Below are 23278 nucleotides of genomic sequence, written 5' to 3' on the forward strand. Positions count from 1 at the left end.
CGGGTGGGTCGTTCCTCGAGGTACTGGCTCGCTCCCGGGCAGGCTAACGCGTCCGGGGGCGTGGACGCGGTTGGCACACGGGGCAGATGTGGCTCGACCGGTTCATGAACTCCTCCCGGACGATCGTCGTGCCGCACCGGGGGCACGGCTTGCCCTGCTGCCCGTAGACGTTGAGCCGCTGCGAGAAGTACCCGGACTGCCCGTTCACGTTGACGTACTGCGCGTCGAAGCTCGTGCCCCCGTCCTCGAGCGCACGCGCGAGCACGCTCCGGACCTCGTCGAGGAGCAGCTGCAGGCTCGCCCGCGGGAGCCGGTCGGCCGGGCGGTCGTAGTGCAGCTTCGCGGCCCACAGCGACTCGTCCGCGTAGATGTTGCCGATGCCGCTCACGACGCCCTGGTCGAGGATCACCCGCTTGATGCCGCTCGAGCGCTTCCGGGCCATCTGGATGAACCGGGCGTCGTCGAACGCCGGGTCGAGCGGGTCGCGGGCGATGTGCGAGACCTGCCCGGGGACGTTCCGGCGCCACGGGGCATCCGGCTCGGCCACGTCGACGACGCCGGCGAACCCGGCGGGAGCGCCGTCGATCGTCGGGACCATCGCGTCGAGCGCCATCGAGCCGAAGGTGCGCTGGTCCACGAACTCGAGTTCGACCGGCTGCTCGGGGCTGCCGTCGCGGTCCGTGCCGGCCGGCTGCACCTCGAGCAGGATGCGTCGGTGCTTCGCCGCGGGGCGGTCACGGCCGAGGAGGATCTGCCCGCTCATGCCGAGGTGCGCGACGAGGGCCTCGGGCCGTCCGTCGTCACCGGGCTCGGCGAGGGGCATCCAGAGGAACTTGCCACGACGGACGGCGGCGGCGATCGTCCGGCCGGTCAGGCGGTGCGCGAAGTCCTCGGCGGGGCCGTCGTGCCGGGTCAGGGCCCGGTCGTCGAGGACGTGGACCGCGAGGACCCGGGCGCCGCTGACGGCGGGTTCGAGGCCGGCGCGGACGACCTCGACCTCGGGGAGTTCGGGCACGCCCTACGCTGCCGGCGTCTCGCTGGTGCGGCCGGAGAGTCGCGTCCAGGCGTCGAGCGCGGCGGACATCTCGGCCGTCTTCTTGCTGGAACCGGAACCGGAGGCGATGTCCTCGCCCTGCAGCACCACGGTCGCGTGGAAGGTCTTGTCGTGGTCAGGGCCCTCTTCGGTGACCCGGTAGGCCGGGTTGCCGAGGGACTGCGCCGACGCGAGTTCCTGCAGACTCGTCTTCGGGTCCATCGCGGCACCGAAACGATCCGGGTCGATGAGGAGCGGTTCCACGAGCCGGAGCACGAGCGCGGTGGCCTCGTCGGGCCCGGCGGAGAGGTACGTGGCGCCGATGATCGCTTCGACGGTGTCGGCGAGGATCGACGACTTGTCGCGACCGCCGGTCTGTTCCTCGCCCTTGCCGAGCCGGAGGAAGGCGCCGAGACCGTTGATCCGGGCGATCTCCGCGAGGGCGACCGTCGAGACGAGGCTCGCCCGGCGCTTCGCCAGGTCGCCTTCGTCGAGGTCCGGGAAGTCGCGGTAGAGCTTCACCGTCACGGCCTGGCCGAGGATCGAGTCGCCGAGGAACTCGAGGCGTTCGTTGTGCTTGATCCCGCCGTGCTCGTACGCGAACGAGCGGTGGGTCAGTGCGAGTTGGAGCAGCTCGGGGTCCACCGGGACCCCGAGGAGGTCACGCAGACGAGCAACGTCCGACCCCGCGGGGTTGGACCCCGCGGAGCCGGACGTCGTGCTCATGTGGTTCGTCCGATCAGACGTCGGCGACCTTGCGGCCCTTGTACTCCATGTACAGGGGCGTGCCGGCCGAGTCCTCGACGACCTTCGCGCGGTGCGGGAGGCTGTAGGTGACCTGGCCGTTCTCGATCGTCTTCACGAGCTGGACCGGCGCGGCCTTCCACTGCGAACGACGGGCGTGCGTGTTGGCACGGGACTGCTTGCGCTTGGGAACGGCCATGGTGGTTCTCTTTCGGTTGGTCGGTTGGTCAGTCGGTGGGAGTGCGGTCGCTGTCGTCGAACATCAGTCCGCCGAGTGCTGCCCAGCGGGGATCCGTGGGCTCGGAAGCCGCGCGGTCACCCAGGTCTGCCAGGCGTTCGCCCGTCTCCGGGTCGAGTCCGGGGCAGTCCGGCCGGCAGACCGGCTGGAACGGCAGTGACAGCACCACCGCGTCTCGAACGACCGGTTCACAATCCACGTGGTCATCGTGAACATGGAAGTCGAAATCCTCCGAGGGATCATACGCGAACAGCTCGGCGAAATCGACTTCGACCGGTTCGGAGATGTCGATGAGGCAGCGCGAGCACTGCCCCGTCGCCTCAGCGGAGGCGTGTCCGGAGACGAGCACGCCCTCGTGGAGGCCCTCGAGCCGCAACTCGATGTGCATGTCAGCGCCCTCACGGACGGCCACCACGCCGGCACCGAGGGTCTCGGGGACGGCGATGTCGAGCGTGTGCTCGCGCATCTCGCCCGGGCGGTGCGCGAGGTCACGCACGCGCAGGGCGTAGGGGCTGTTCACGGGGGAAGACACGATCGACCATCCTAGCGCGGGTTCGCCGTCAGGTCGAGGAGCGGCGTGCCGTGTCGCGTTCAGCGGCTCCGCGTGCGGAGCGCTGCGTCCACGACGGCGGGGACGTACGGGCTCACGTCGCCGCCGAGCGTCGACACCTGCCGGATGAGCGAGCTGGACACGTGCGCACGGGAGGCCTCCGGCAGCAGGAACACCGTCTCGACGTCGGCGAGGTGGCGGTTCATGATCGCCATCGGGGTCTCGTACGCCACGTCCTCACCGGAGCGGACGCCCTTCACCAGGACCGTCGCACCGACCTGCCGGCAGTAGTCGACGAGGAGACCGGCGGTCCACTCCCCGACCCGGATGTTCGCCGGGGCACCGACCTCGGCGAGGGAGTCCTCGATCAGCCGGACCCGGTCGACCGCGTCGAACATCGCGGACGGCTTCTCCGGGTTGTGCACGACGAGGACGTGCACCTCGTCGAAGAGCCGGGCCGCGCGGCCGATCACGTCGAGGTGACCGAGGGTCACGGGGTCGAAGGAGCCGGGGACGACCGCGATCTGCGCCATGCCCCCGACGATACCGGGGCGGCGGGGACGCGTGCCCCGCCTGGTCAGTTCTTGCCGAGGCCAGTGCTTGCCGAGGTCAGTGCTTGCCGAGGTCAGTTCTTGCCGAGGAATGCGGCGTCGGACTCGTCGAGCCGCCGGGCCAGCGCAGCACGGAGCTCCGCCTGCCCGTCGAGCGTCGGGTCGGCCTCGAGCAGCCGCTCGGCTTCCCCGCGGGCGTCGACGATGAGGTCCGCGTCCCGCACGACCCGGAGCAGGTTGAGCGAGGACCGCCCACCCGACTGCCGCTCGCCGAGCACGTCGCCTTCACGCCGGAGCTCGAGGTCCACCCGCGCCAGCTCGAAGCCGTCGTCCGAGGCGGCCACGGCGTCCACACGCTCCCGCGAGACCGTCTCCGCCTCTGCCGTCGTCACGAGGAGGCACACGCCCGCGTACTGGCCACGGCCGATGCGGCCGCGGAGCTGGTGCAGCTGCGAGACCCCGAACCGGTCGGCGTCGAGGATCGCCATCATCGAGGCGTTCGGGACGTCGACCCCGACCTCGATCACGGTGGTCGCGACGAGGACGTCCACGTCGCCCGCAGCGAACGCGGTCATCACGCGGTCCTTCTCGTCGCCGGACATCCGGCCGTGCAGGACCTCGATCCGGCGTCCCTGCAGCACGGGCATCGTGCGCATCCGCTCCGCGGTCGCCAGCACCGTCGACGGAGCACGCTTCGGGGTGTCCTCCTCACCGTCGACGGCGGGCTCGCCGTCGTCCTCGGTGTGGGCGTCGTCGATCGCGGGGCAGACCACGAAGGCCTGCCGCCCGGCGCTCAGTTCCTCCGCCATCCGGGTCCAGATGCGGGACTCCCAGCCCGGGTGCTCCGAGAGCCCGACCGCGAACGTCTCCACGCCCGCGCGACCGGAGGGCATGCCCGCGATCGTGGAGACGTCGAGGTCGCCGAACACGGTCATCGCCACGGTGCGCGGGATCGGCGTCGCGGTGAGCACCAGCACGTGCGGCGGCGCCTGGCCCTTGGTGCGCAGGGCTTCGCGCTGCTCGACGCCGAAGCGGTGCTGCTCGTCCACCACCACGAGCCCGAGCTCGGCGAAGTCCACCCGGTCGCCGAGGAGCGCGTGCGTGCCGACGACGAGCCGCGAGCCGCCGGACGCCGCCGCGAGGAGCGCCCGCCGGCGTTCGTCGGTGGACTGCGAGCCGGTGAGGATCACGGGGCGGAGTTCGGCGGCCAGGTCGGGCCCGAGGAACTTCACGATCGAGCGGAGGTGCTGCGCCGCCAGGACCTCGGTCGGGGCGATGAGCGCCGACTGCCCGCCGGACTCGGCGACGGTCAGCATCGCGCGGATCGCCACGAGGGTCTTGCCGGAGCCGACCTCGCCCTGGACCAGACGGTGCATCGGCCACGAGCCGGCGAGGTCCTCGGCGATCTCCGCGCCGACCGAGCGCTGGTCGTCGGTGAGCGTGAACGGCAGCGTGGCGTCGAAGCGTTCCAGGATGCCGCCCGGCGTGGCCGTACGCGGGGTCGAGGCGGTCGCACGCGCGGCGATCCGGCGCTTGACGAGGGCGGTCTGCAACACGAAGGCCTCCCGGTAGCGGAGGGCGTCCTGCGCGCGCTTGAAGTCGGCCACCTTCTCCGGGCGGTGGAGCAGCTCGAGGGCGCGCCGGAACGGCACCAGGTCGAGGCGGGTGCGGACCGAGGACGGGATCGGGTCGGCGATGTCCGGCAGGGTGTCGAGCACCACCGCCATGGCCTTGGCGATCTGCCACGACGACAGCGACGCCGTCGCCGGGTAGATCGGGATCGGCTGCCGGGAGAACCGGATCGCCTCGTCGGACTCCGGGTCGGCGGTGGCCCGGGGGTCGTCGGCGTCGAAGAGCTCGTAGTCGGGGTGCGCCAGCTGCCGGGCGCCGCGGTAGTCGCCGACCTTGCCGGCGAAGATGCCCCGCGCGCCGACGACGAGGTCCTTCGTCCGCCAGCCCTGGTTGAAGAACGTCAGGGTCAGGAGCCCCTTGCCGTCGCCGATCTTGGCTTCGAGGATGGAGCCGCGGCGTGCCCGCATCGTGCGTTCCCGGACGTCCACCACCTCGGCCACGATGGTCACCGATTCCCCGATGGCGAGCGAGTCGAGTGCGGTCAGCGCGCCGCGTTCGGCGTACCGGCGGGGTGCGTGCTCGAGGAACTCCCCCACGGTGCGGTAGCCGAACGCCTTCTCGACGGCCTTCGCGGTGCGCCCGCCCAGGACGTTCGCGAGGCGGGTGTCGAGCGGTGCCGGCCCCCAGTCGGTCCCCGCGGGCATGTCCGACGGGCCGTCGGGCGTCGTGTCGGCCGGTGCGGCGGCTCTGGAGGTGACCACACGGCAACGGTACCCGGGACGGCCGACCCGCACCGGGCCTCCCGGCGGGCCTGTGGACGACCAGGCGGGCCTGTGGACGACCGGACGGGCCTATGGAGAGCGCCTGGTGGGCACCCGGCGGCCGCTACGGTTGCAGCATGACCCGCATCATCGCCGGCGCCGCCGGTTCCCTGACGCTCCGGGTGCCGAAGTCGGGCACCCGTCCGACGAGCGACCGGGTGCGGGAAGCCCTGTTCTCCTCGCTCGAAGCGCGGGGGCTCGTGGACGACACCGCGGTGGCGGACCTCTACGCGGGGACGGGTGCGCTCGGGCTCGAGGCAGCGTCGCGCGGTGCGGTGGAGATCGTGCTGGTCGACCGGGCCTCCGCGGCGGCGACGTCCTGCCGGGAGAACGCGCGGGCCGTGCAGAAGCGGGTCCCCGGTGTGCGGATCGACGTGCACGCGCAGCCGGTGCTCGGGTTCCTGCGGGGCACCGTGCGGACCTTCGACCTGGTGTTCATCGACCCGCCGTACGACGTCGCCGAGTCCGAGATCGCGGACGTCCTCGAAGCGCTGGTGCCCCGGCTCACCGCGGAGGCCGTGGTCGTCGTCGAGCGGAGCAAGCGCTCCCCGGAGCCGACCTGGCCCGCGGGGCTCGAGCCCTTCAGCAAGCGGAGCTACGGCGAGACCATCGCCTGGGAGGCCGTGGTCGCCGCGCCCTGAGCGTCCCTCCGTGCGCCTTCCGGGTGCCGCGGGACCGACGCGGAGCGACACCCTCGTTGTCGTACGACAGCGCCCCTGTCGTTCCGACGCGTCCGCAACAGTTGCACGCGCGCGGCAACGACATCCTCGTTGTCGTACGACAGCGACGCTGTCGTTCCACAGGAGGCCGCCCGGCGCCGCCCGCCCGGCGCCGCCCGCCCGGCGCCGCCCGCCCGGCGCCGCCCGCCCGCCCAGCGCCCGCCCGCCCGGCCCGCCCGGCCCGCGCGCGGCTCAGCCCGCGACGCCGTCCCAGTCGGCGTACGGGTCCCACCCCGTGGTCGGCACGGGCACGCCGCCGCGGACGAGGTCCGCCGCGCCCCGAGGCACCACCACGCCGATCGCCCGGAACCCACCCGGCAGCGCCACGTCCGGCGGGAACGTCGCGAGCAGCCCGTGGTCCTCGCCGCCGTGCAGGGAGACATCGTCGAGGTGGACGGACAACGACAGCGTCACCCCGCTCGCCCGCGCCAGCCGGCCCGCGTCGATCGCCAGCCCGTCCGACAGGTCGAGCATCGCCGTCGCCCCACCCGCAGCAGCAGCCGGCCCGTCCGCGATCGGCGGCACCGGCCGACGCTGCCGTCCCACGTCCGGGTCCTCGTCGGCTCCGCTCGCCCGGGTCGCCGCAGCCGAGGGCGCCCCCGACGCATCGACGCCGTCGCGGAACAGCCGCGACAGCCCCCGCGCCGCACGCCCGAGCTCTCCCGACACCGCCACGACGTCCCCGGCGCGGGCACCGGACCGCAGCACCGGAGCCCGTCCCCCGAGGTCGCCGAACGCCGTCACCGCGAGGGTGAACGCCGACGAGGTCGACAGGTCCCCGCCGACCACGCCGCACCCGGGCACCAACGCACCGACCGCGAGCCGGAACCCGTCCGCGATGCCCTCGAGCACCGCGACGGGCGTGTCCTGCGGCGCGGCGATCGCGACCACGAGTCCGGACGGCACCGCGCCCATCGCTGCGACGTCCGACAGGTTCGTCGCCGCGGCCTTCCACCCGACGTCCTCGGGCGAGGACCACGCCCACCGGAAGTCCGGGCCGTGCACCATCATGTCCGTCGTCACCACGAAGCGGCCGTCGGGCGCTGCGACCACGGCGCAGTCGTCGCCGGGTCCGACGATCGGCGCCCCGGCCGGCAACCGGGAGGTCACCCGGTCGAGCACGACCAGCTCCCCCAGCTCCCCCACCGTCGGCCCGGTCCAGTCCACCGGCGCAGCCCGTTCGTCCCTCGCGTCCACACGAGAACGGTAGCCTGGAGCCGATGGACACCGTGCGCCGCCCCACCCGGATCCTCGCCGCGCTCGGCGTCCTCGTCGCCCTGGCCGCCGGCCTGACGGGCTGCACGAACGCCGTCGCGATGACCGCTGCCCCGTCCGCGGACGCCGCCGCGTGCGCCGCCGCCCAGGTCCGCCTGCCCGACACGGTGGACACGAAGTACGCGCTCCGCAACACGAACGCACAGTCGACCGCCGCGTGGGGCGACCCGTCCGCGGCGCTCTACCACTGCGGTGTCGCGGTCCCGACGGTGTCGGACCTGCCGTGCTTCTCGCAGGGGTCGGTCGACTGGATCCGGGACGACCAGGACAAGCGCATCGTGTACACGACCTTCGGCCGCGACCCGGCCGTCCAGGTCGTCATCGACACCTCGAAGACGACGAGTCAGGTCCTGCAGGACATCGGCACCGCCGTCGAGACCCTGCCGAAGGACGGGCACAAGTGCCTCGATCCCTCGGACGTGCAGGGCTGACGCTGCCTCGCACCGGCCGGGAGGCGCGGGTCGGACCCACACCGAGCCTCCCGTCCGGTACGGAACCGGCCACAGGCCGTGGTGCGGTCAGCGGACCGCCGCGCGCCCCAGCTCGATGAGCTCGGTGACCAGCTCCGGGTAGGTGACCCCCGTCGCCGCCCAGCAGCGCGGGTACATCGAGAACGGGGTGAAGCCGGGCATCGTGTTGACCTCGTTCACGACGAAGCCGTCGTCGGTGAGGAAGCAGTCGACGCGGGCCAGCCCGGAGCCGCCGATGGCCTCGAACGCCCGGGCGCCGATGGACCGGATCTCGTCCGTCTCGGCCTCGGTGAGGGGCGCCGGGCAGAGCAGCTGCTCGTCACCGCCGAGGTACTTCGCGGCGAAGTCGTAGAAACCGTCCTCGGCGACGACGATCTCGCCGGGGAGGCTCGTGCGCGGCACGCCGTCACGACCCTCGAGCACGGCGACCTCGACCTCCCGGCCGACGATCCGGGGCTCGACGATGACCTTGCTGTCGTGCTCGAAGCCGAGCCGCATGGCGGCTGCGAGGTCCTCGGGCGAGTCGACACGGGACACGCCCATGCTCGACCCGGCACGCGCCGGCTTCACGAACAGCGGCCAGCCGTGCGCGGCGATGCGCTCCGCGACGTCGAGCTCGTCCGCTTCCCACTCGCGGCGGAGCACCGTCGTCCACGGTGCGACCCGGAGTCCGGCGTGCTCCAGGACGGCCTTCGCGACGTGCTTGTCCATCGCGAGCGCGCTCGCGAGGACACCGTCCCCCGCGTACGGCAGGCCGGCGGTCTCGAGGAGGCCCTGGATGGTGCCGTCCTCGCCGAAGGGGCCGTGCAGGATCGGGAACACCAGGTCGACCGGGATCGTGGTGACGCTGCCGTCCGCGTGCTCGACGGTCAGTGCGCGCGGTTCCGCGGCGCTCGGGAACCGGACCCGCGTCCCGTTGTCGGGCACGGTCGGCAGCTGCTGCCCGACGAGCGCCCACTGCTCCGGGTCGTCGGGCTGGAGCGTGAACGCGCCGTCCTTCGTGATGCCGACCGGCACGATGTCGTACGCGGCGCGGTCGACCGCGTCCATGATGCCGCCGGCGGTCACGCAGCTGATCTCGTGCTCGCTGGACCGGCCGCCGAACAGGACGACGACGGTGGTGGTGCTGGTCATGGGCGCTCCCGGGTGCAGAGTTGCCGGACCGGTCACTCGCCCTGGGGCTCGTCGGTCTCGGTGAGGTGCGGCGCGATGTTGCGCGGATCGAGCCTACCGGCGAGCACCTCGGCGACCTGCCCCACGATGGGCATGTCGACGCCGTTCGCCGCGGCGAGCTCGAGGATCGGTGCGACGGACGCCAGGCCCTCGGCGGTCTGGTTCATCTGCCGGACGACCTCGTCGAAGCGGTACCCCTGGCCGAGCAGGCGCCCGGCGGTGTTGTTCCGCGACAGCGGCGACTGGCACGTGGCGATGAGGTCGCCGAGGCCGGCGAGCCCGGAGAGCGTCGAGGGCTGCGCGCCGAGCGACACCGCGAAGTCGGTCATCTCGGCGAGGCCGCGCGTGATGATCGACGCCTTCGTGTTCTCGCCGTAGCCGACACCGTCGACGATGCCGATCGCGACGGCGATGAGGTTCTTCAGCACCCCGCCGAACTCGGTGCCGATCACGTCGGTGTTGATGAACGACCGGAAGTACGGGTTCGTCGCGACCGCGGCGACGGCGCTGGCGGTGTCCGCGCTCGACGAGGACACGACGGCCGCGGTGGGCTGGCGTCGGGCGATCTCGAGCGCCAGGTTCGGGCCGCTCGCGACGGCGATGCGGTCCTGGTCGATGCGGAGGCCCTCGAGCAGGACCTCGCTCATCCGGAGGCCGGTGCCCTTCTCGACGCCCTTCATCAGGCTGACGACGGGGACGCCGGCCGGCAGCAGTTCCCGGATCGCGGCGAGGTTCGAGCGCAGCGTCTGCGACGGCACCGAGACGTAGACCTGCTCCGCGTCGTCGAGCACGGACGCCAGCGACGTCGACGCGGTCAGCGTGCGGGGCAGGTTGATGCCGGGCAGGTACTCGGAGTTCCGCTTCGTCTCGGTGATCTCGCGCGCGACCTCGGGACGACGTGCCCACAGGACGGTGGACGCACCGCCCTCGGCGAGGACCTTCGCGAACGTGGTCCCCCAGCTCCCGGCGCCGATCACGGCGACGCGGGGCTTGTCGGTGGACTGCATCACGACGCGGATGGCGGCGGTGTCCACGGCGCCACGAGCGGCGGCGGTGGGATCCGGGTGGTCGTCGTGCGGGCGGAGGCCGGGTGCGGCGGCCCGGTCGGGTCCGCTGGCGGCGCGTGCGTCACTCAAACTTGCCGGTTTCCTTCTGGTTGTTCGCGGACGGGTCCCACCGCTTCGCCGGTGCCTGCTCCCCGCGGAGCTGCTCGACGAGCTCGGTGATCCGGTCCATCACGATGGCGGTCGCCTCGATGAGCATCTGCTGGTCGATCGGCCGGCCGCGGTACGCCGACAGGTCGACGGGGTCGCCGAAGACGATGTCCACGCGGGACGGCGGGAACAGCCGGAGCTTGTTCGAGTACCGCGCCATGATCTTCTGCGTGCCCCAGTGCGCCATCGGGATGAGCGGGACGTCGTTCTCGAGCGCGATCCGCACCGCACCGGTCTTGCCGCGCATCGGCCACAGGTCCGGGTCACGGGTGAGCGTGCCCTCCGGGTAGACGATGACGGCGCCGCCCGACTCGACGAGGGACTTGCCCCCGCGGAGCGGGTCGTTCAGCCGGGTCCGGCCGCTGCGCTCGACGGGGATCTGCCCCATACCGCTCATCAGCTTGCCGAGCACCGGGACGCGGAACAGCGACGCCTTCGCCAGGAAGCGGGGCTGCCGGCGGCTGATGTACACCGCGGTGCCCACGACCAGGGGGTCGATGTTCGTGTAGTGGTTCGGCGCGAGCACGAACGCGCCGTCCTCGGGGAGGCGGTTCGGGCCGTGCCAGTGGTAGCGCGCGGTGAACCGGAACGTCGGGATCACGAAGATCGCGGTGATCCGGAACGCCAGGTTCAGGTCGCCGCGCTTCCACCGGCGGCCGGGGTTCGGCAGGCCGGTCGTGACCCGGTCGAGGTCACGGCCGGACGCCGGCGCGCCGGTGCCGTCGTTCGCTGCCACGTCAGCCCGCGAAGTCGAAGTCCGCGCCGAGCTTCCGCAGCTTCGGGATGAAGTGCTCGTACCCGCGGGAGATGATGCCGACGTTCGTGATGTGCGACTCGCCCTCCGCGGTCAGCGCCGCGATGAGGTGGCTGAAGCCACCACGGAGGTCGGGCACGCGGACGTTCGCGCCGTGCAGCTTGGTCGGGCCGGTGATGACCGCGGCCTGCTCGAACGGGCGACGGGCGACACGGCGGTCGTGCCCGGGCAGCCCCTCCTTGTGCACGACGATGTCCGCACCCATCTCGTTGAGCGCGTCGGTGAAGCCGAAGCGGTTCTCGTAGACGGTCTCGTGCACGACGCTCCGACCCTCGGCCTGCGTCAGCGCCACGACGAGCGGCTGCTGCCAGTCGGTCATGAAGCCGGGGTGCACGTCGGTCTCGATGACGACGGGCTTCAGGACGTCGAGCTCGCGGTAGAACCGGATGCCGTCTTCCTGGATGTCGAAGCCGCCGCCGACCTTGCGGAAGACGTTGAGGAACGTCATGAGCTCCTGCTGCTTCGCGCCCTCGACGAAGATGTCGCCGTTGGTCGCGAGTGCGGCGGACGCCCAGCTCGCTGCCTCGTTGCGGTCGTTGATCGCACGGTGCGTGTAGCCACGGAGGGACTTGACGCCCTCGATGAAGATCGTGCGGCTCGGCTCGACCGTGATGATCGCGCCCATCTTCTGCAGGATCGCGATGAGGTCCATGATCTCGGGCTCGATCGCGGCGTTCCGGAGTTCGGTCACGCCGTCGGCGAGGGTCGACGAGAGCAGGACCTGCTCCGTCGCACCGACACTCGGGTACGGGAGCTCGATGTTCGCGCCCTTGAGGCCGTTCGGCGCCGTGATGTGGATGCCGGAGATCTGCTTGTCGACGACGGCACCCATGGCGCGGAGCGCGTCGAGGTGGAAGTCGATCGGGCGGTCGCCGATGCGGCAGCCACCGAGGTCGGGGATGAATGCTTCACCGAGCTTGTGCAGCAGCGGGCCGCAGAACAGGATCGGGATGCGGCTCGACCCGGCGTGGGCGTCGATCTCGGCGAAGTGCGCCGACTCGACGTTCGACGGGTCGAGGATGAGCTCGCCTCGTGCAGGATCGGTGATGCGCACGCCGTGCACCTCGAGCAGCGCGCGGACGACCTTGACGTCGGAGATGTCCGGGACGTCCTTGAGGATCGACGGGGTGTCGCCGAGCAGCGAGGCGACCATGGCCTTCGTCGCGAGGTTCTTCGCGCCGCGCACCTCGATGCGTCCGACCAGCGGCTTCCCGCCGCGGATGACGATCTCGTCCGACTTGAGTCCCACGCGCGCCCCTGCAGCTGCTGCGTCCTGTACGAGAGAGTTCACTACTTCACCGGCAATGTTTTCGGCCGCCAGGTTCCCCGGCGGGATTCGAACTCCGTGATCGAGGTCTCGTCACGGAGGGTGAGCCCGATGTCGTCGAGCCCTTCCATCAACCGCCAACGAGTGTAAGCGTCGATCTCGAAAGCCACGTCCACATCGCCCAGCGACACGCGCTGGGTCGCCAGGTCCACCGTCGCCTCGATGCCCGGGTTCGCCTCGATCGCAGCCCAGAGCCGCTCGACTTCCGGTTCGGTCACGATTGCGGTGACCAGGCCCTGCTTGCCCGCGTTGCCCTTGAAGATGTCCGCGAAGCGGGGCGAGACCACGACCTTGAAGCCGAAGTCACGGAGTGCCCACACCGCGTGCTCGCGCGAGGAACCGGTGCCGAAGTCCGGGCCGGCGACGAGCACCTGGGCGCCCTGGTACTCGGGCTGGTTGAGCACGAACGCCGGGTCCTGGCGCCAGCCGGAGAACAGTGCGTCCTCGAAGCCGGTCTTCGTGACGCGCTTCAGGTAGACCGCCGGGATGATCTGGTCGGTGTCGACGTTCGACCGCTTCAGCGGTGCGGCGATCCCGGTGACGGTGCCGATCTTGTCCATCAGCGGACCCCTTCGGTGTTCTCCGACGCGATCGCGTCGACGTTGGTGCGTGCATCGTCCTCGGCCAGGTCCCACGGGCTCGAGAGCGTGCCACGGACGGCGGTGGCGGCGGCGACGAGCGGCGAGACGAGGTGCGTCCGGCCGCCCTTGCCCTGGCGTCCCTCGAAGTTGCGGTTCGAGGTGGACGCGCAGCGCTCCCCCGGCGCGAGCTGGTCGGGGTTCATGCCGAGGCACATCGAGCAGCCGGCGAACCGCCACTCCGCCCCGAAGTCGGTGAAGACCTTGTCGAGCCCCTCGGCCTCGGCCTCGAGCCGCACCCGGGCGGACCCCGGCACGACCATCACGCGGACGCCCTCGGCCTTGGTGCGGCCCTCGATCACGGACGCGAAGGCCCGGAGGTCCTCGATGCGCGAGTTCGTGCACGAGCCCATGAACACCGCGTCGACGGCGATGTCCTTCATCGGCGTGCCGGCCTCGATGTCCATGTACTCCAGCGCGCGCTGTGCCGCGGCCTGGTCGTTCGGGTCCGCGTAGTCGGCCGGGTTCGGCACGGACTCGGAGAGCGAGACGCCCTGGCCGGGGTTCGTGCCCCAGGTGACGAACGGCTCGAGCGAGTCGGCGTCGATGAACACCTCGGCGTCGAACACCGCGTCGTCGTCGGTGGTCAGCGTGTCCCAGTACGCGACCGCTTCGTCCCAGTCGGCGCCGGTCGGTGCGTGGTCGCGGCCCTGCACGTAGTCGTAGGTGATCTGGTCCGGGCCGACCATGCCGGCACGGGCGCCGGCCTCGATCGACATGTTGCAGATCGTCATGCGGCCCTCCATCGAGAGCGCCCGGATCGCCGAGCCGCGGTACTCGAGCACGTAGCCCTGCCCGCCGCCGGTGCCGATCTTCGCGATCACGGCGAGGATGATGTCCTTCGCCGTGACCCCCGGGCGGAGTGCGCCCTCGACGGTGATCGCCATCGTCTTGAAGGGCTTCAGCGGCAGGGTCTGCGTGGCGAGGACGTGCTCGACCTCGCTCGTGCCGATGCCGAACGCCATCGCGCCGAACGCGCCGTGCGTCGAGGTGTGCGAGTCGCCGCACACCACCGTGATGCCGGGCATCGTCAGGCCGAGCTGCGGGCCGACGACGTGCACGATCCCCTGCTCCTTGTCGCCGAGCGAGTGCAGGCGGACGCCGAACTCGGCACAGTTGCGACGGAGCGTCTCGATCTGGGTGCGGCTCGTCGGGTCGGCGATCGGCCGGTCGATGGCGAGCGTCGGGGTGTTGTGGTCCTCGGTCGCGATCGTGAGGTCGAGTCGGCGCACCGGGCGGCCGGCCTGCCGCAGCCCGTCGAAGGCCTGCGGGCTCGTGACCTCGTGCACGAGGTGCAGGTCGATGTAGAGGAGGTCCGGGTTCCCGTCCTCACCCTTGACGACGACGTGGTCGTCCCACACCTTCTCGGCGAGCGTCCTGCCCATGCTCTCGACCCTTCGGTTCGCGTTCGTCGGACACCGCTGTCGCGGCGCGATCCGGTCACTCTAGCACTGGTATACCAACTGGCCCACCTCCGCCACGGGGCCGGTTCCACCCGGCCGGGAGGCTCGGCGTGCGTTCTGCAACACCTGTCGCGGTGGGAGAATGGCCGGGTCATGACGAACCCCGCGCACTCCACCCGAACGGTCAACCTCGAGGGCGCCGCACGCGCCGCGATCGCCGGCGGCGCTCCCCTCGCCCTGCTCATCGCGCTCGGGATGCCCGGGTACGCGGCCTTCGCGATGTTCGCCGGGTTCACCGCGATCTTCGGCGCGACGGAGCAGTACCGGCAGCGTGCCGTGACGACGGGCGTCGCGGGCGGCCTGCAGATCCTGTGCATGTTCGCAGGGATCGCGGTGTCCCTGGCCGGCTCGCAGCTCTGGTTGCAGGCCGTCGGGCTCGTCGGGGTGCTCGTGGTGGCCGTGTGCACGCTCAGCACCCTGCGGACGATCCCCGCACAGCCGATCTTCCCGACGTTCGCGTTCGTGGTGTCCGCGCTCGTGCCGCTGAAGCCCGCCGACCTGCCGCTCGTCGTGACCATCATCCTCGGGTCCGTCGCATGGGCATGGCTCGTCGCGATGTCCGGCTTCGTCATCCGCCGGTTCTGGCACCCGCGGGCCCCGCACCGCTTCCGTCCGCTCGCGCCGCTGAAGGAGCGCGGGCTCGGCATCCTCCGGACCGGGGCGCTCTGGGAGACCGTCGGGCTCAACGTCGTCGGGGCGCTCGTCGCCGGCGCGATCGCGGAGTCGATCCCCGGCCTCGGGCACCCGTACTGGGCCGTGATCGCGGTCGTGTCGACGCTGCCGGCGCTCCGGCAGCGGCACACCGTCCTCCGGGCGTTCCAGCGCTTCATCGGCACGATCGGCGGCACCGTGATCGCGGTCGGGATCCTGCTGCTCGAACCCGGAGCGTGGTGGATCGTCGTGATCGCCTTCGTCGGGCAGTTCTTCGCGGAGATCTTCGTCGCCCGGAACTACGCCGTGTGCCTGCTGTTCCTGACGCCGCTCGCGCTCGCGGTGTCGTGGCTGAGTCTCCCCGAGGCGCCGGAGCTCCTCGCGCTCGACCGCGTCGCGCAGACCACGCTCGGCGCCCTCGTCAGCGTCGCGCTGCTCGTCGTCGGGCGCGCGATCGAGCGTCGGCGAGGCCGCGCGCTCGGCGCCACGAGCGCCATCCGCACGGTCTGACGCCGGGCCGCTTGTCGGCGGCGCCCGGCAGGATCAGGGCATGGACGACGACTACCGGATCGTCGAGGGCCCGCCGCCGCTCGACGACTACCTCCGCCTCCGCTGCGACTCCGGGCTGACACCGGTCCGTCCGGACCAGGGAGCCGGGGCGATCAGCGGCAGCTGGTCCGCTTGTCACGTGGTGGCCGCCGACGGCGCACCCGTCGCGATGGGCCGAGTGCTCGGTGACGGCGGCTGGTACTTCCACATCGCGGACATCGCCACCGACCCCGCGCACCAGCGCCGAGGCCTCGGGCGGCGCGTGCTCGAGTGGCTCATCGCCGACATCCGGACACGAGCCCCCGAGGGCGCGTACGTCTCGCTCATCGGGGACCCGCCCGGGCAGCGGCTGTACCGCTCGCTCGGACTCGACGACGTCGCTCCGAGCCTGGGGATGGCAGCCGTCCTGCGGTAGTCGGCCGGCGACGGGTACCTCCGTCGCGGCGTCCGTCAGTCGGGCTGGATGTTCCAGGCGTCGATGACCGGGCGGCCGTGCTCGTACCCGAGGATGCTCACCGAGGCCGTGCCGAGCTTCAGCACGGCGCCGTCCTGCGGCGCGAGCCGGATCCACGCGGCACCGATCGCCCGCAGCACGTGCCCGTGCGCGACGAACACCGCGTCCTGGCCCTCGGCGAGCACCGGACGCGCACGGTTCAGCACGCGCTCCGCACGGACCCGGACCTCGGCAGCGCTCTCGCCGGGGGTGTCCCCCTCGGGCACGCCGTCGGTCCAGAGGTCCCACGGCCCGTGCCGCTGCACCTTGATCTGCGGCGTGGTCAGTCCCTCGTACGCGCCGTAGTCCCACTCGTAGAGGTCCTCGTCGAGCTCCGGGTCGACGCCGATCAGCGCCGCGGTGTCGCGGGCGCGCTGCAGCGGGCTCGAGAGCGCGAGGGCGAAGTCACGGTCCGCCAGGTACCGGCCGGCACGCTCCGCCTGCTCGATGCCGTTGTCGGTGAGCGGGATGTCGGTGCGGCCGGTGTGCTGACCGCTCTTCGACCACTCCGTCTCTCCGTGGCGGACGAGGACGAGTTCGCCGGGGCGTTCCGAGGTCATGGGTTCCTTCCGATCCAGAGGCCGAGCGCGGCTGCGCCGACCGAGACGACGAGCATGCCGAGGCCGTTCAGGACGGCGAGCCGGGTCTTGCCGGATCGGAGGAGCTGCACGGTCTCGACACTCGCCGTCGAGAACGTCGTGTACCCACCCATCATGCCCGTGCCGAGGATGGCGACTCCCGGGATCGCGAGCGTGCCGGACTCCCCGAGTCCCGTGAGGAGCCCGAGGACGAACGACCCCGTGACGTTGATGATCGCCGTGCCGACGGGGAAGCCGGTGACCCGCGCCTTGACGAGGCCGTCGAGGACGAACCGGAGCGCGGCACCGACGCCACCGCCGATCGCCACCAGGAGCAGTTCGAGCGCGCTCACCGGGTGGCTCCACGCGGACGCAGCAGCGACGCGACCCAGAGCCCGGCGACGACCGCCGCGAGACCGGCCACGACGGTCAGGAGCGCGTACCCGGAGCCGGCGCCCCACCGCCCGACGTCGAGCAACCGCGCCGTGTCGTCCGCCAGGGTGCTGTAGGTCGTGAAGCCGCCGAGCACGCCGGTCCCGACGAACAGCCGGAGCGCACGACGTCGCCCGACGTCCGGACCGCGGCGGGCGAGGGTGTCCAGGAGCAGCCCGAGACAGAACGCCCCGACGACGTTGATGCCGACGATGGTCCAGCTCACGCCGTCCACGGCGGGCAGCAGGTCGGCGAGCACCGCGCGGATCGCCGTGCCGATCGCCCCGCCGAGTACGACGAGTCCGATGTACCCCCACTGCAGGTGCGGTGGTCGGGCGTCGCGGGGCACGGTCACGCGGTTCTCCTCTCGCCGAGCCGCCCCACCATACCGACCAGGCCGATCGAGAGCGCAGTCGTTGCGGCCAGGGCGCCCTTCGCGCGCAACGTGTGCGCACTCGACGGCCAGCGGGGCGGAACCAGCACGGGCATGAACGACGAAGGTCCCCGTCCGGGTGGACGAGGACCTTCGGTTGGTGACCCCAGCGGGATTCGAACCCGCGTTACCGCCGTGAGAGGGCAGCGTACTAGGCCGCTATACGATGGGGCCGCGGCAGGCATGTTGTCGGACTCGGAGGCTAGCCACCTGTGGTGACCCCAGCGGGATTCGAACCCGCGTTACCGCCGTGAGAGGGCAGCGTACTAGGCCGCTATACGATGGGGCCGTTCCGACAACTCGACAAGTATGGCACACGGCTCGCAACCTGCCAAAACGAGGCGTGTCGCCCGGGTGTGCCGCCATGCCGCTCGGAGCATACGGTGGATCGATGACCGCGCGGATCGGGCTCTCGGGGTGGCAGTACGACGGCTGGCGCGGCGACTTCTACCCGGAACGACTGGCCAAGCGGCGGTGGCTCGAGTACGTCGCCGAGCGGTTCTCCACGGTCGAGCTGAACGGCTCCTTCTACTCCCTGCAGCGACCGGAGCGGTACCGGGCCTGGCGTGCCGCTGTCCCGCCGGGCTTCCGGTTCGCGGTGAAGGGCGGCCGGTACGTCACGCACATGCTGCGGCTCCGGAACGCGGAGACGGCGCTGGCGAACTTCTTCGCGTCCGGCCCGCTCGAGCTCGGCGACACCCTCGGCCCGGTGCTCTGGCAGCTCCCGGAAGCGCTCAGCCCGACCCCCGAAGTGCTCGACACCTTCCTGTCGCTGCTGCCCGACACCCACGCCGCGGCCGCCGAACTCGCCGCACGGCACGACGACAAGGTCGCGGACGCGCCGGTCGTCGCCGAGGACCCGGCACGGACGATCGACCACGCCGTCGAGTTCCGTTCGACCGTCACCCCGGAGCAGCTCGACGTCCTCCGCCGGCACCGCGTGGCGCTCGTCGACTCGCACGCCGGCGACTTCCCACGCTTCCGCGCGGACACCGGCGCGCGGTTCGCCTACATCCGCCTGCACGGCGCACCACGGACGTACCACGACGGGTACTCGCCGCAGGCCCTCGGCCGGTGGGCCACCGTGGTCCTCGACCACCTCGACGCCGGCCGGGACGCCTACGTGTCCTTCGACAACGACGCGGAACGGCACGCACCGTGGGACGCGCTGGCCCTCGACCGGATCGTCGGCGACCGCCTGCGGACCCGGGCGGGCGGCGGGACGGGGACGAGCCGAGCCTCCAGGCCGGTGATCCGCGCTCAGATCGTGAGCGACTCGCCCGGCCGGAGCACGACCAGCGCGCCGACGGGCTCGATCATCTCCCGGAGTCGGCCGGTGTGCATGCCGTAGCCGACCTCGGAGAGGGTGGCCTCGTGCACCGGGTACGCGCGCTGCGGTGCGATCGCGGCGACGTAGTCCATCATCTCGGCGACCTTGAGCCACGGGGCGCCGACGGGTGCGGCGAGGACCTCCACCGGGACGCCCGGGTCGGTGTAGCTGTCGCCCGGGTAGAAGAGCCGGCCGTTCACGAACACCCCGGTGTTGTCCACGACGGGGACGGACGAGTGGATGACGTTGTGGCGGGTGCCGTGGAACGTGAGATCGAAGGGCCCGACGACGCGGCGGTCCCCGTCGGTGACGACGTCAACGGCGAAGTCGGGCAGGGCCGCGGCGACCCCGGCCGGGCCGAACACGAGCGCTCCGGGGTTCGCGTCGAGGACCCGCTGCAGTTGCTCCGGCGTGACGTGGTCGGGGTGCTCGTGGGTGAGGACGACCGCGGCGACACCGGTGACGTCGACCGGCCGCGTGAAGTTGCCGGGGTCGATGACGAGCCGGGATCCGTCGATCTCGACGACCTGGCAGGCGTGCTCGAGCTTCGTGACGTCCATGTCGGCGAGCGTACGCGCGGGCGGCGCGGCGCAGCGGGCGGCGGCGCGGCCCGCCCCGCCGCGGCGCGGCCGGTGCCGTTTGCCGTCGCACAACGGAAACCGGCTCGCACCACGGACGTCCGTGGTGCGAGCCGGTTTCCGTTGTGCGAATCCAACTCGCACCGCGCCGGCCGCGCCCGCGCCGCCCGCGCCGCCCGCGCCCGCGCCGGCCGCGCCCGCGCCGCCCCGCGCCTAGCGCGCCCGCGGCGCCCCCGTGCTCGACCGCACCACGAGCGACACCGGCGCCGGCGCCACCGCCCGCGGCCGGGCCCCGTCCACCTCGGCGAGCACCGCCCGCGCGGCGGTCCTCCCCTGCGCCTCCGGGTCCTGCGCGATCGTGGTCAGCCCGACCGCCGCGCCGTACTCGTGCCCGTCGATGCCGATGACGGAGAGGTCCCCGGGGACGTCGAGCCCGAGCCGGGCCGCGGTGAGCATCACCCCGAGTGCCATCTCGTCGGACGCGCAGAAGACGGCCGTCGGGCGGCCGGGACGGGCAGCCGGCGGACCGTCCAGCAGCGCCGCACCCGCAGCCACCCCGCCCGCGAACGAGAACCGCCCGTCGACGATCCACTGCGGCGGCACCGCGAGCCCCGCTGCCGCCATCGCGTCGAGGAACCCGTCCCGCCGCCGGAACGGCACCGCGACGTTCATCCCCGCCTCGTCCTGCCCGCCGACGTACGCGATCTGCCGGTGCCCGAGCCCGAGCAGGTGCGACACGGCCAAGTGCGAGACGACGTCGTCGTCCACGCCGACGTTCCGGAGGCCGGGCGCGGGCCCGCCGATCACGATCATCGGGTGCTCGCTCAGCTGCAGTTCGGACCGCTCGGTCTCGTCGAGGACGAGGGACAGCAGCACGAGCGCGTCCACCCGCTGCCGCAGCATCGAGCGGCGGAACGCCCGGTCGCGGTCGCCGTCCGGACCGCCGAGGTTGTAGAGCACGAGATCGTACCCGGCCTGCCGCAGCTCGGCGTCCACACCGCCGAGCGCCTTGACGTAGAACCACCGGTCGAGCACCGGCACGACGACGCCGACCGCGCGCTGCCGCCCGGTGGCGAGGCCGGCCGCCGCCGAGCTCGGCACGTACCCGAGCTCGTCGGCGACCCGCCGCACCTGGTCGATCGTGGTGTCGGCCACCGACGGCAGTCCGCGCAGGGCGCGGGACACCGTCGCCTTCGACAGTCCGGTGACGGTCGCGATCTCCTGGATCCCCATCGCTACGCCGCCGGGAGGCCCGTCAGCCGTCCGTGGCGTGCGTCACGTCACCGACGTCACGGCTCCCGTGCCCCACACCGGTCACGGCGACGGGTCGCGGACGGCGGGGCTCCGGGTCGTCCCACCCGGAGTGCGCGTGGTCCCGGAAGACGGTCGCGACGGGCTGCTCCCCACCGGGGACGTGCACTCCGACGGGGTGCGCGTCACGGCGGACGGGGCGTCCGGCTGCCTCGGCCTCGGCGGCCTCGGTGCGCCGGACGACCCGGACCCGCCAGCGGTCGAGCACCACGATGACGAGCACGCACGCCAGCAGCGTGAGGGCCCAGCCGAGCGCGGGACGACCGGTGAACTCGCAGAACACGGTGACGGCGAGGAACGCGATGCCGAAGAACCCGACGAAGCCCATGGCCTCCTCGATCGGTGCGGAGGGGCGGCGCGGTGCCTTGAGTGCCATGACGATCAGCCCTTCACACCACCGGCGGTGAGGCCGGCCACGATGCGTCGCTGGAAGATGAGCACCAGGATGACGAGCGGGATCGTGACGATCGTGCCCGCCGCCATCACCGCTGTGTAGGGCTCCTGGTGCGGCTGGGTGCCGGCGAACGAGGCGATCGCGACGGTCACCGGCTGCGTGGCGTCGCTGGAGAGCTGCGAGGAGATCAGGTACTCGTTCCAGGAGGAGATGAACGCCAGGATCGCCGTCGTGAACACCGCGGGGGCCGCCAGCGGCAGGATGATCCGCCGGAACGCCTGCACGCGGGTGCAGCCGTCGATGCGGGCCGCTTCCTCGAGGTCCCACGGCATCTCGCGGAAGAACGACGCGAGCGTGTAGACCGTCAGCGGCAGCACGAACGAGATGCTCGGCAGGATCAGCGCCTGGTACGTGCCCATCCACCCGATGTCGGTGAAGAGCTGGAACAGCGGGGAGATCAGCGCGACGCCCGGGAACATCGACGCGGCGAGGATCGCCCCGGCGATGAGGGACTTGCCACGGAACTCCAGCCGGGCCAGTGCGTACGCGGCGCTCGTGCCGACGAGCAGCGCGATGATCGTCACGACGCCACCGATGATGAGGCTGTTGAGCAGCGCCCGTCCGAGGTGGTTGCCGAGCGAGGTCGCGAACGCCGTCGTGTAGTTGTCGAGCGTCACGTGCGTCGGCCACGGGGTCGGGTCGAACGTGAACCCGACGTCGCGGAAGCTCGTCACGACCATCCAGTAGAACGGCAGCAGGCACCAGACGGCGATGATCACCGCCTGGATGCCGGTGCGGAGCTTCGGGCCGGTGTCGCGCTTGACGCGGACCTCGGCACGGTCGATGGACCGTTCGCGGGAGCGGGTGGTGGACCGGGGCCGGTCCGCTGCGAGGGTCACTTGAGTTCACCCTTCTGCTGTGCTGCCTGCGTCTGCACGACGTTCGCCCCGAGGAAGCGGACGAACAGGAACGCGACGATGAAGATGATCAGGAACGTGATCGTCGACAGGGCCGACGCCGAGTTGAACCCCTGCCGGATCTGGTCCACGACGAGGATCGAGAGCGTGGTCGTGGCGTTGCCGGAACCACCGCCGCCGCCGGTCAGGATCGCGGGGAGGTCGTACATGCGCAGCGCGTCGAGCACGCGGAACAGGATCGCGACCATGAGTGCGGGCTTCAGCAGGGGCAGCGTGATGAGCATGAAGCGCTGCACGGTCGAGGCGCCGTCCATCTTCCCGGCCTCGTAGACCTCTTCCGGGATGAGCTGGAGCCCCGCGAGGATGAGGAGCGCCATGAACGGGGTGGTCTTCCACGTGTCCGCGATGATGATCGCGAACCGGGACGCCCACTCGCCGGAGGTCCAGAGGACCTGGTGGCCGATGACGTGGTTGAGCACGCCGTTCGCGTCGAAGATGAAGTACCAGAGCTTCGCGGTGACGGCGGTCGGGATCGCCCACGGCACCAGGATCGCGGCACGGACGAGCGCGCGGCCCTTGAAGTTGCGGTTCATGATGATCGCCATCCAGACGCCGATCAGCGTCTCGAGGAGCACGGTCACCACGGTGAAGAAGAACGTGTTGCCGAACGACACCCAGAACTGGGAGCCGAGGCTGCCGGGCGGGCACACGGTGTCGCCGCACTGCTGACCGAGCCAGTGCACGTAGTTGGTGACGCCGGCGAAACCGCCGGCGACGAACAGGCCGGTCGCCTTGTCGAGTCCGGCGTCGAGCTGGAACGACTGGATGATCGCGCTGACGACCGGGTAGCCGATGACGACCGCGAGGAGCACGATCGTGGGACCGATGAGGTACACGGCCCACCGGCCGTGTTCCGCGTTGAGTCCGCCGCGTCGCCGCTTCTGCGGCTCCAGACCCTGGGGATTCGGGATCGCTGCTGGGATCTCGGTTGCTGCTGACACTGACGGCCT

General features: G+C 71.8%; 26 protein-coding genes and 2 tRNA genes. 5 read left to right on the plus strand and 23 right to left on the minus strand.

What is annotated here, in order from left to right; all coding sequences use genetic code 11:
• Window positions 1–43: 43 nt before the first annotated feature.
• From mutM to EDF24_RS18100, 6 genes are all read right to left on the minus strand, one after another.
• Window positions 44–1015, minus strand: a complete 972-nt coding sequence (gene mutM / locus EDF24_RS18075) for a bifunctional DNA-formamidopyrimidine glycosylase/DNA-(apurinic or apyrimidinic site) lyase (protein WP_123704748.1) — start codon at window positions 1013–1015, stop codon at window positions 44–46.
• A 3-nt stretch (window positions 1016–1018) separates the two neighbouring features.
• Window positions 1019–1759, minus strand: coding sequence for a ribonuclease III (gene rnc / locus EDF24_RS18080; RefSeq protein WP_123653760.1), 741 nt, complete (start codon window positions 1757–1759; stop codon window positions 1019–1021).
• A 13-nt stretch (window positions 1760–1772) separates the two neighbouring features.
• The gene (gene rpmF / locus EDF24_RS18085; protein ID WP_056126067.1) at window positions 1773–1976 is read right to left on the minus strand and encodes a 50S ribosomal protein L32; all 204 of its coding nucleotides are present in this window, start codon (window positions 1974–1976) and stop codon (window positions 1773–1775) included.
• Between the two features lie 28 nt (window positions 1977–2004).
• Window positions 2005–2547, minus strand: a complete 543-nt coding sequence (locus EDF24_RS18090; protein WP_311316814.1) for a DUF177 domain-containing protein — start codon at window positions 2545–2547, stop codon at window positions 2005–2007.
• A gap of 59 nt (window positions 2548–2606) precedes the next feature.
• On the minus strand, window positions 2607–3098 hold the full coding sequence (gene coaD, locus EDF24_RS18095; RefSeq protein ID WP_123653761.1) for a pantetheine-phosphate adenylyltransferase: 492 nt from the start codon (window positions 3096–3098) through the stop codon (window positions 2607–2609).
• Between the two features lie 92 nt (window positions 3099–3190).
• A complete protein-coding gene (locus tag EDF24_RS18100; protein WP_123653893.1) occupies window positions 3191–5392 on the minus strand; it encodes an ATP-dependent DNA helicase RecG in 2202 nt (733 codons plus the stop codon).
• Between the two features lie 194 nt (window positions 5393–5586).
• Here EDF24_RS18100 and EDF24_RS18105 point away from each other — a divergent pair, with 194 nt between their 5' ends.
• A complete protein-coding gene (locus EDF24_RS18105) occupies window positions 5587–6150 on the plus strand; it encodes an RsmD family RNA methyltransferase (protein WP_123704794.1) in 564 nt (187 codons plus the stop codon).
• Window positions 6151–6420: 270 nt separating this feature from the next.
• On the opposite strand, the gene thiL is transcribed toward EDF24_RS18105, so the two are convergent.
• Window positions 6421–7425, minus strand: coding sequence for a thiamine-phosphate kinase (thiL, locus tag EDF24_RS18110; RefSeq protein ID WP_260233505.1), 1005 nt, complete (start codon window positions 7423–7425; stop codon window positions 6421–6423).
• Between the two features lie 23 nt (window positions 7426–7448).
• Between thiL and EDF24_RS18115 the strand changes: the two genes are divergently transcribed.
• Entirely contained in the window at window positions 7449–7934 is a 486-nt protein-coding gene (locus EDF24_RS18115; RefSeq protein ID WP_123704752.1) for a DUF3515 family protein, read from the plus strand.
• Window positions 7935–8021: 87 nt separating this feature from the next.
• Here EDF24_RS18115 and EDF24_RS18120 read toward each other — a convergent pair whose 3' ends face one another.
• The 6 genes from EDF24_RS18120 to leuC are packed head-to-tail and all read right to left on the minus strand — an operon-like array spanning window position 8022 to window position 14524.
• Window positions 8022–9107: a D-alanine--D-alanine ligase family protein gene (locus EDF24_RS18120; RefSeq protein WP_123653764.1), complete on the minus strand. Its 1086-nt coding sequence runs from the start codon at window positions 9105–9107 to the stop codon at window positions 8022–8024.
• 32 nt (window positions 9108–9139) lie between these two features.
• Window positions 9140–10282 carry an NAD(P)H-dependent glycerol-3-phosphate dehydrogenase gene (locus EDF24_RS18125; RefSeq protein ID WP_395868463.1) on the minus strand — a complete coding sequence of 381 codons (1143 nt, stop codon included), beginning with the start codon at window positions 10280–10282 and terminating at the stop codon, window positions 9140–9142.
• A complete protein-coding gene (locus tag EDF24_RS18130) occupies window positions 10275–11096 on the minus strand; it encodes a 1-acyl-sn-glycerol-3-phosphate acyltransferase (protein ID WP_123704754.1) in 822 nt (273 codons plus the stop codon). Before EDF24_RS18130 ends, EDF24_RS18125 begins: the two co-directional genes overlap by 8 nt.
• A gap of 1 nt (window position 11097) precedes the next feature.
• On the minus strand, window positions 11098–12465 hold the full coding sequence (murA, locus tag EDF24_RS18135) for a UDP-N-acetylglucosamine 1-carboxyvinyltransferase (protein ID WP_123653765.1): 1368 nt from the start codon (window positions 12463–12465) through the stop codon (window positions 11098–11100).
• Window positions 12465–13061: a 3-isopropylmalate dehydratase small subunit gene (gene leuD, locus EDF24_RS18140; protein ID WP_123653766.1), complete on the minus strand. Its 597-nt coding sequence runs from the start codon at window positions 13059–13061 to the stop codon at window positions 12465–12467. The genes murA and leuD overlap by 1 nt, the downstream gene beginning before the upstream one ends.
• Entirely contained in the window at window positions 13061–14524 is a 1464-nt protein-coding gene (gene leuC, locus EDF24_RS18145; RefSeq protein ID WP_123704756.1) for a 3-isopropylmalate dehydratase large subunit, read from the minus strand. The genes leuD and leuC overlap by 1 nt, the downstream gene beginning before the upstream one ends.
• A gap of 171 nt (window positions 14525–14695) precedes the next feature.
• Between leuC and EDF24_RS18150 the strand changes: the two genes are divergently transcribed.
• Window positions 14696–15763 (plus strand): FUSC family protein, encoded by a 1068-nt coding sequence (locus EDF24_RS18150; protein WP_123704758.1) that lies wholly within the window; start codon window positions 14696–14698, stop codon window positions 15761–15763.
• 40 nt (window positions 15764–15803) lie between these two features.
• Window positions 15804–16217, plus strand: a complete 414-nt coding sequence (locus tag EDF24_RS18155) for a GNAT family N-acetyltransferase (RefSeq protein ID WP_123704760.1) — start codon at window positions 15804–15806, stop codon at window positions 16215–16217.
• A 35-nt stretch (window positions 16218–16252) separates the two neighbouring features.
• On the opposite strand, the gene EDF24_RS18160 is transcribed toward EDF24_RS18155, so the two are convergent.
• The 5 genes from EDF24_RS18160 to EDF24_RS18180 all read right to left on the minus strand — a co-directional run bounded on the left by EDF24_RS18160 (window position 16253) and on the right by EDF24_RS18180 (window position 18027).
• The gene (locus EDF24_RS18160; protein WP_123704762.1) at window positions 16253–16855 is read right to left on the minus strand and encodes a histidine phosphatase family protein; all 603 of its coding nucleotides are present in this window, start codon (window positions 16853–16855) and stop codon (window positions 16253–16255) included.
• The gene (crcB, locus tag EDF24_RS18165) at window positions 16852–17226 is read right to left on the minus strand and encodes a fluoride efflux transporter CrcB (RefSeq protein ID WP_123653771.1); all 375 of its coding nucleotides are present in this window, start codon (window positions 17224–17226) and stop codon (window positions 16852–16854) included. Before crcB ends, EDF24_RS18160 begins: the two co-directional genes overlap by 4 nt.
• A complete protein-coding gene (locus tag EDF24_RS18170) occupies window positions 17223–17660 on the minus strand; it encodes a CrcB family protein (RefSeq protein ID WP_123653772.1) in 438 nt (145 codons plus the stop codon). Before EDF24_RS18170 ends, crcB begins: the two co-directional genes overlap by 4 nt.
• Window positions 17661–17836: 176 nt before the next feature.
• Window positions 17837–17912, minus strand: a tRNA-Glu gene (locus EDF24_RS18175).
• 39 nt (window positions 17913–17951) lie between these two features.
• A tRNA-Glu gene (locus tag EDF24_RS18180) sits at window positions 17952–18027 on the minus strand.
• 102 nt (window positions 18028–18129) lie between these two features.
• Between EDF24_RS18180 and EDF24_RS18185 the strand changes: the two genes are divergently transcribed.
• A complete protein-coding gene (locus tag EDF24_RS18185; protein ID WP_123704798.1) occupies window positions 18130–19089 on the plus strand; it encodes a DUF72 domain-containing protein in 960 nt (319 codons plus the stop codon).
• On the opposite strand, the gene EDF24_RS18190 is transcribed toward EDF24_RS18185, so the two are convergent.
• From EDF24_RS18190 to EDF24_RS18210, 5 genes are all read right to left on the minus strand, one after another.
• Window positions 18999–19628, minus strand: a complete 630-nt coding sequence (locus EDF24_RS18190; protein WP_123704764.1) for an MBL fold metallo-hydrolase — start codon at window positions 19626–19628, stop codon at window positions 18999–19001. The genes EDF24_RS18185 and EDF24_RS18190 overlap by 91 nt on opposite strands.
• Window positions 19629–19859: 231 nt before the next feature.
• A complete protein-coding gene (locus EDF24_RS18195; protein ID WP_123704766.1) occupies window positions 19860–20879 on the minus strand; it encodes a LacI family DNA-binding transcriptional regulator in 1020 nt (339 codons plus the stop codon).
• Window positions 20880–20901: 22 nt separating this feature from the next.
• Complete coding sequence (locus tag EDF24_RS19330) at window positions 20902–21333, minus strand: hypothetical protein (RefSeq protein ID WP_185021724.1); 432 nt, start codon at window positions 21331–21333, stop codon at window positions 20902–20904.
• A 5-nt stretch (window positions 21334–21338) separates the two neighbouring features.
• Window positions 21339–22196 (minus strand): carbohydrate ABC transporter permease, encoded by an 858-nt coding sequence (locus EDF24_RS18205; protein WP_243698386.1) that lies wholly within the window; start codon window positions 22194–22196, stop codon window positions 21339–21341.
• Window positions 22197–22246: 50 nt separating this feature from the next.
• Window positions 22247–23269, minus strand: a complete 1023-nt coding sequence (locus tag EDF24_RS18210; RefSeq protein ID WP_185017132.1) for a carbohydrate ABC transporter permease — start codon at window positions 23267–23269, stop codon at window positions 22247–22249.
• Window positions 23270–23278: the final 9 nt, after the last annotated feature.

The sequence above is a fragment of the Curtobacterium sp. PhB130 genome, assembly GCF_003755165.1.
GTDB lineage: Bacteria > Actinomycetota > Actinomycetes > Actinomycetales > Microbacteriaceae > Curtobacterium.

Bases quoted from the DNA above. Each gene is read 5' to 3' on its own strand.
- coaD (WP_123653761.1), bottom strand. From the start codon at position 3,098: ATGGCGCAGATCGCGGTCGTCCCCGGCTCCTTCGACCCCGTGACCCTC.
- EDF24_RS18185 (WP_123704798.1), top strand. From the start codon at position 18,130: ATGACCGCGCGGATCGGGCTCTCGGGGTGGCAGTACGACGGCTGGCGC.
- rpmF (WP_056126067.1), bottom strand. From the start codon at position 1,976: ATGGCCGTTCCCAAGCGCAAGCAGTCCCGTGCCAACACGCACGCCCGT.
- EDF24_RS18115 (WP_123704752.1), top strand. From the start codon at position 7,449: ATGGACACCGTGCGCCGCCCCACCCGGATCCTCGCCGCGCTCGGCGTC.
- EDF24_RS18100 (WP_123653893.1), bottom strand. From the start codon at position 5,392: ATGCCCGCGGGGACCGACTGGGGGCCGGCACCGCTCGACACCCGCCTC.
- EDF24_RS18120 (WP_123653764.1), bottom strand. From the start codon at position 9,107: ATGACCAGCACCACCACCGTCGTCGTCCTGTTCGGCGGCCGGTCCAGC.
- EDF24_RS19330 (WP_185021724.1), bottom strand. From the start codon at position 21,333: ATGGCACTCAAGGCACCGCGCCGCCCCTCCGCACCGATCGAGGAGGCC.
- leuC (WP_123704756.1), bottom strand. From the start codon at position 14,524: ATGGGCAGGACGCTCGCCGAGAAGGTGTGGGACGACCACGTCGTCGTC.
- EDF24_RS18190 (WP_123704764.1), bottom strand. From the start codon at position 19,628: ATGGACGTCACGAAGCTCGAGCACGCCTGCCAGGTCGTCGAGATCGAC.
- EDF24_RS18105 (WP_123704794.1), top strand. From the start codon at position 5,587: ATGACCCGCATCATCGCCGGCGCCGCCGGTTCCCTGACGCTCCGGGTG.
- leuD (WP_123653766.1), bottom strand. From the start codon at position 13,061: ATGGACAAGATCGGCACCGTCACCGGGATCGCCGCACCGCTGAAGCGG.
- EDF24_RS18155 (WP_123704760.1), top strand. From the start codon at position 15,804: ATGGACGACGACTACCGGATCGTCGAGGGCCCGCCGCCGCTCGACGAC.
- rnc (WP_123653760.1), bottom strand. From the start codon at position 1,759: ATGAGCACGACGTCCGGCTCCGCGGGGTCCAACCCCGCGGGGTCGGAC.
- EDF24_RS18195 (WP_123704766.1), bottom strand. From the start codon at position 20,879: ATGGGGATCCAGGAGATCGCGACCGTCACCGGACTGTCGAAGGCGACG.
- EDF24_RS18150 (WP_123704758.1), top strand. From the start codon at position 14,696: ATGACGAACCCCGCGCACTCCACCCGAACGGTCAACCTCGAGGGCGCC.
- EDF24_RS18160 (WP_123704762.1), bottom strand. From the start codon at position 16,855: ATGACCTCGGAACGCCCCGGCGAACTCGTCCTCGTCCGCCACGGAGAG.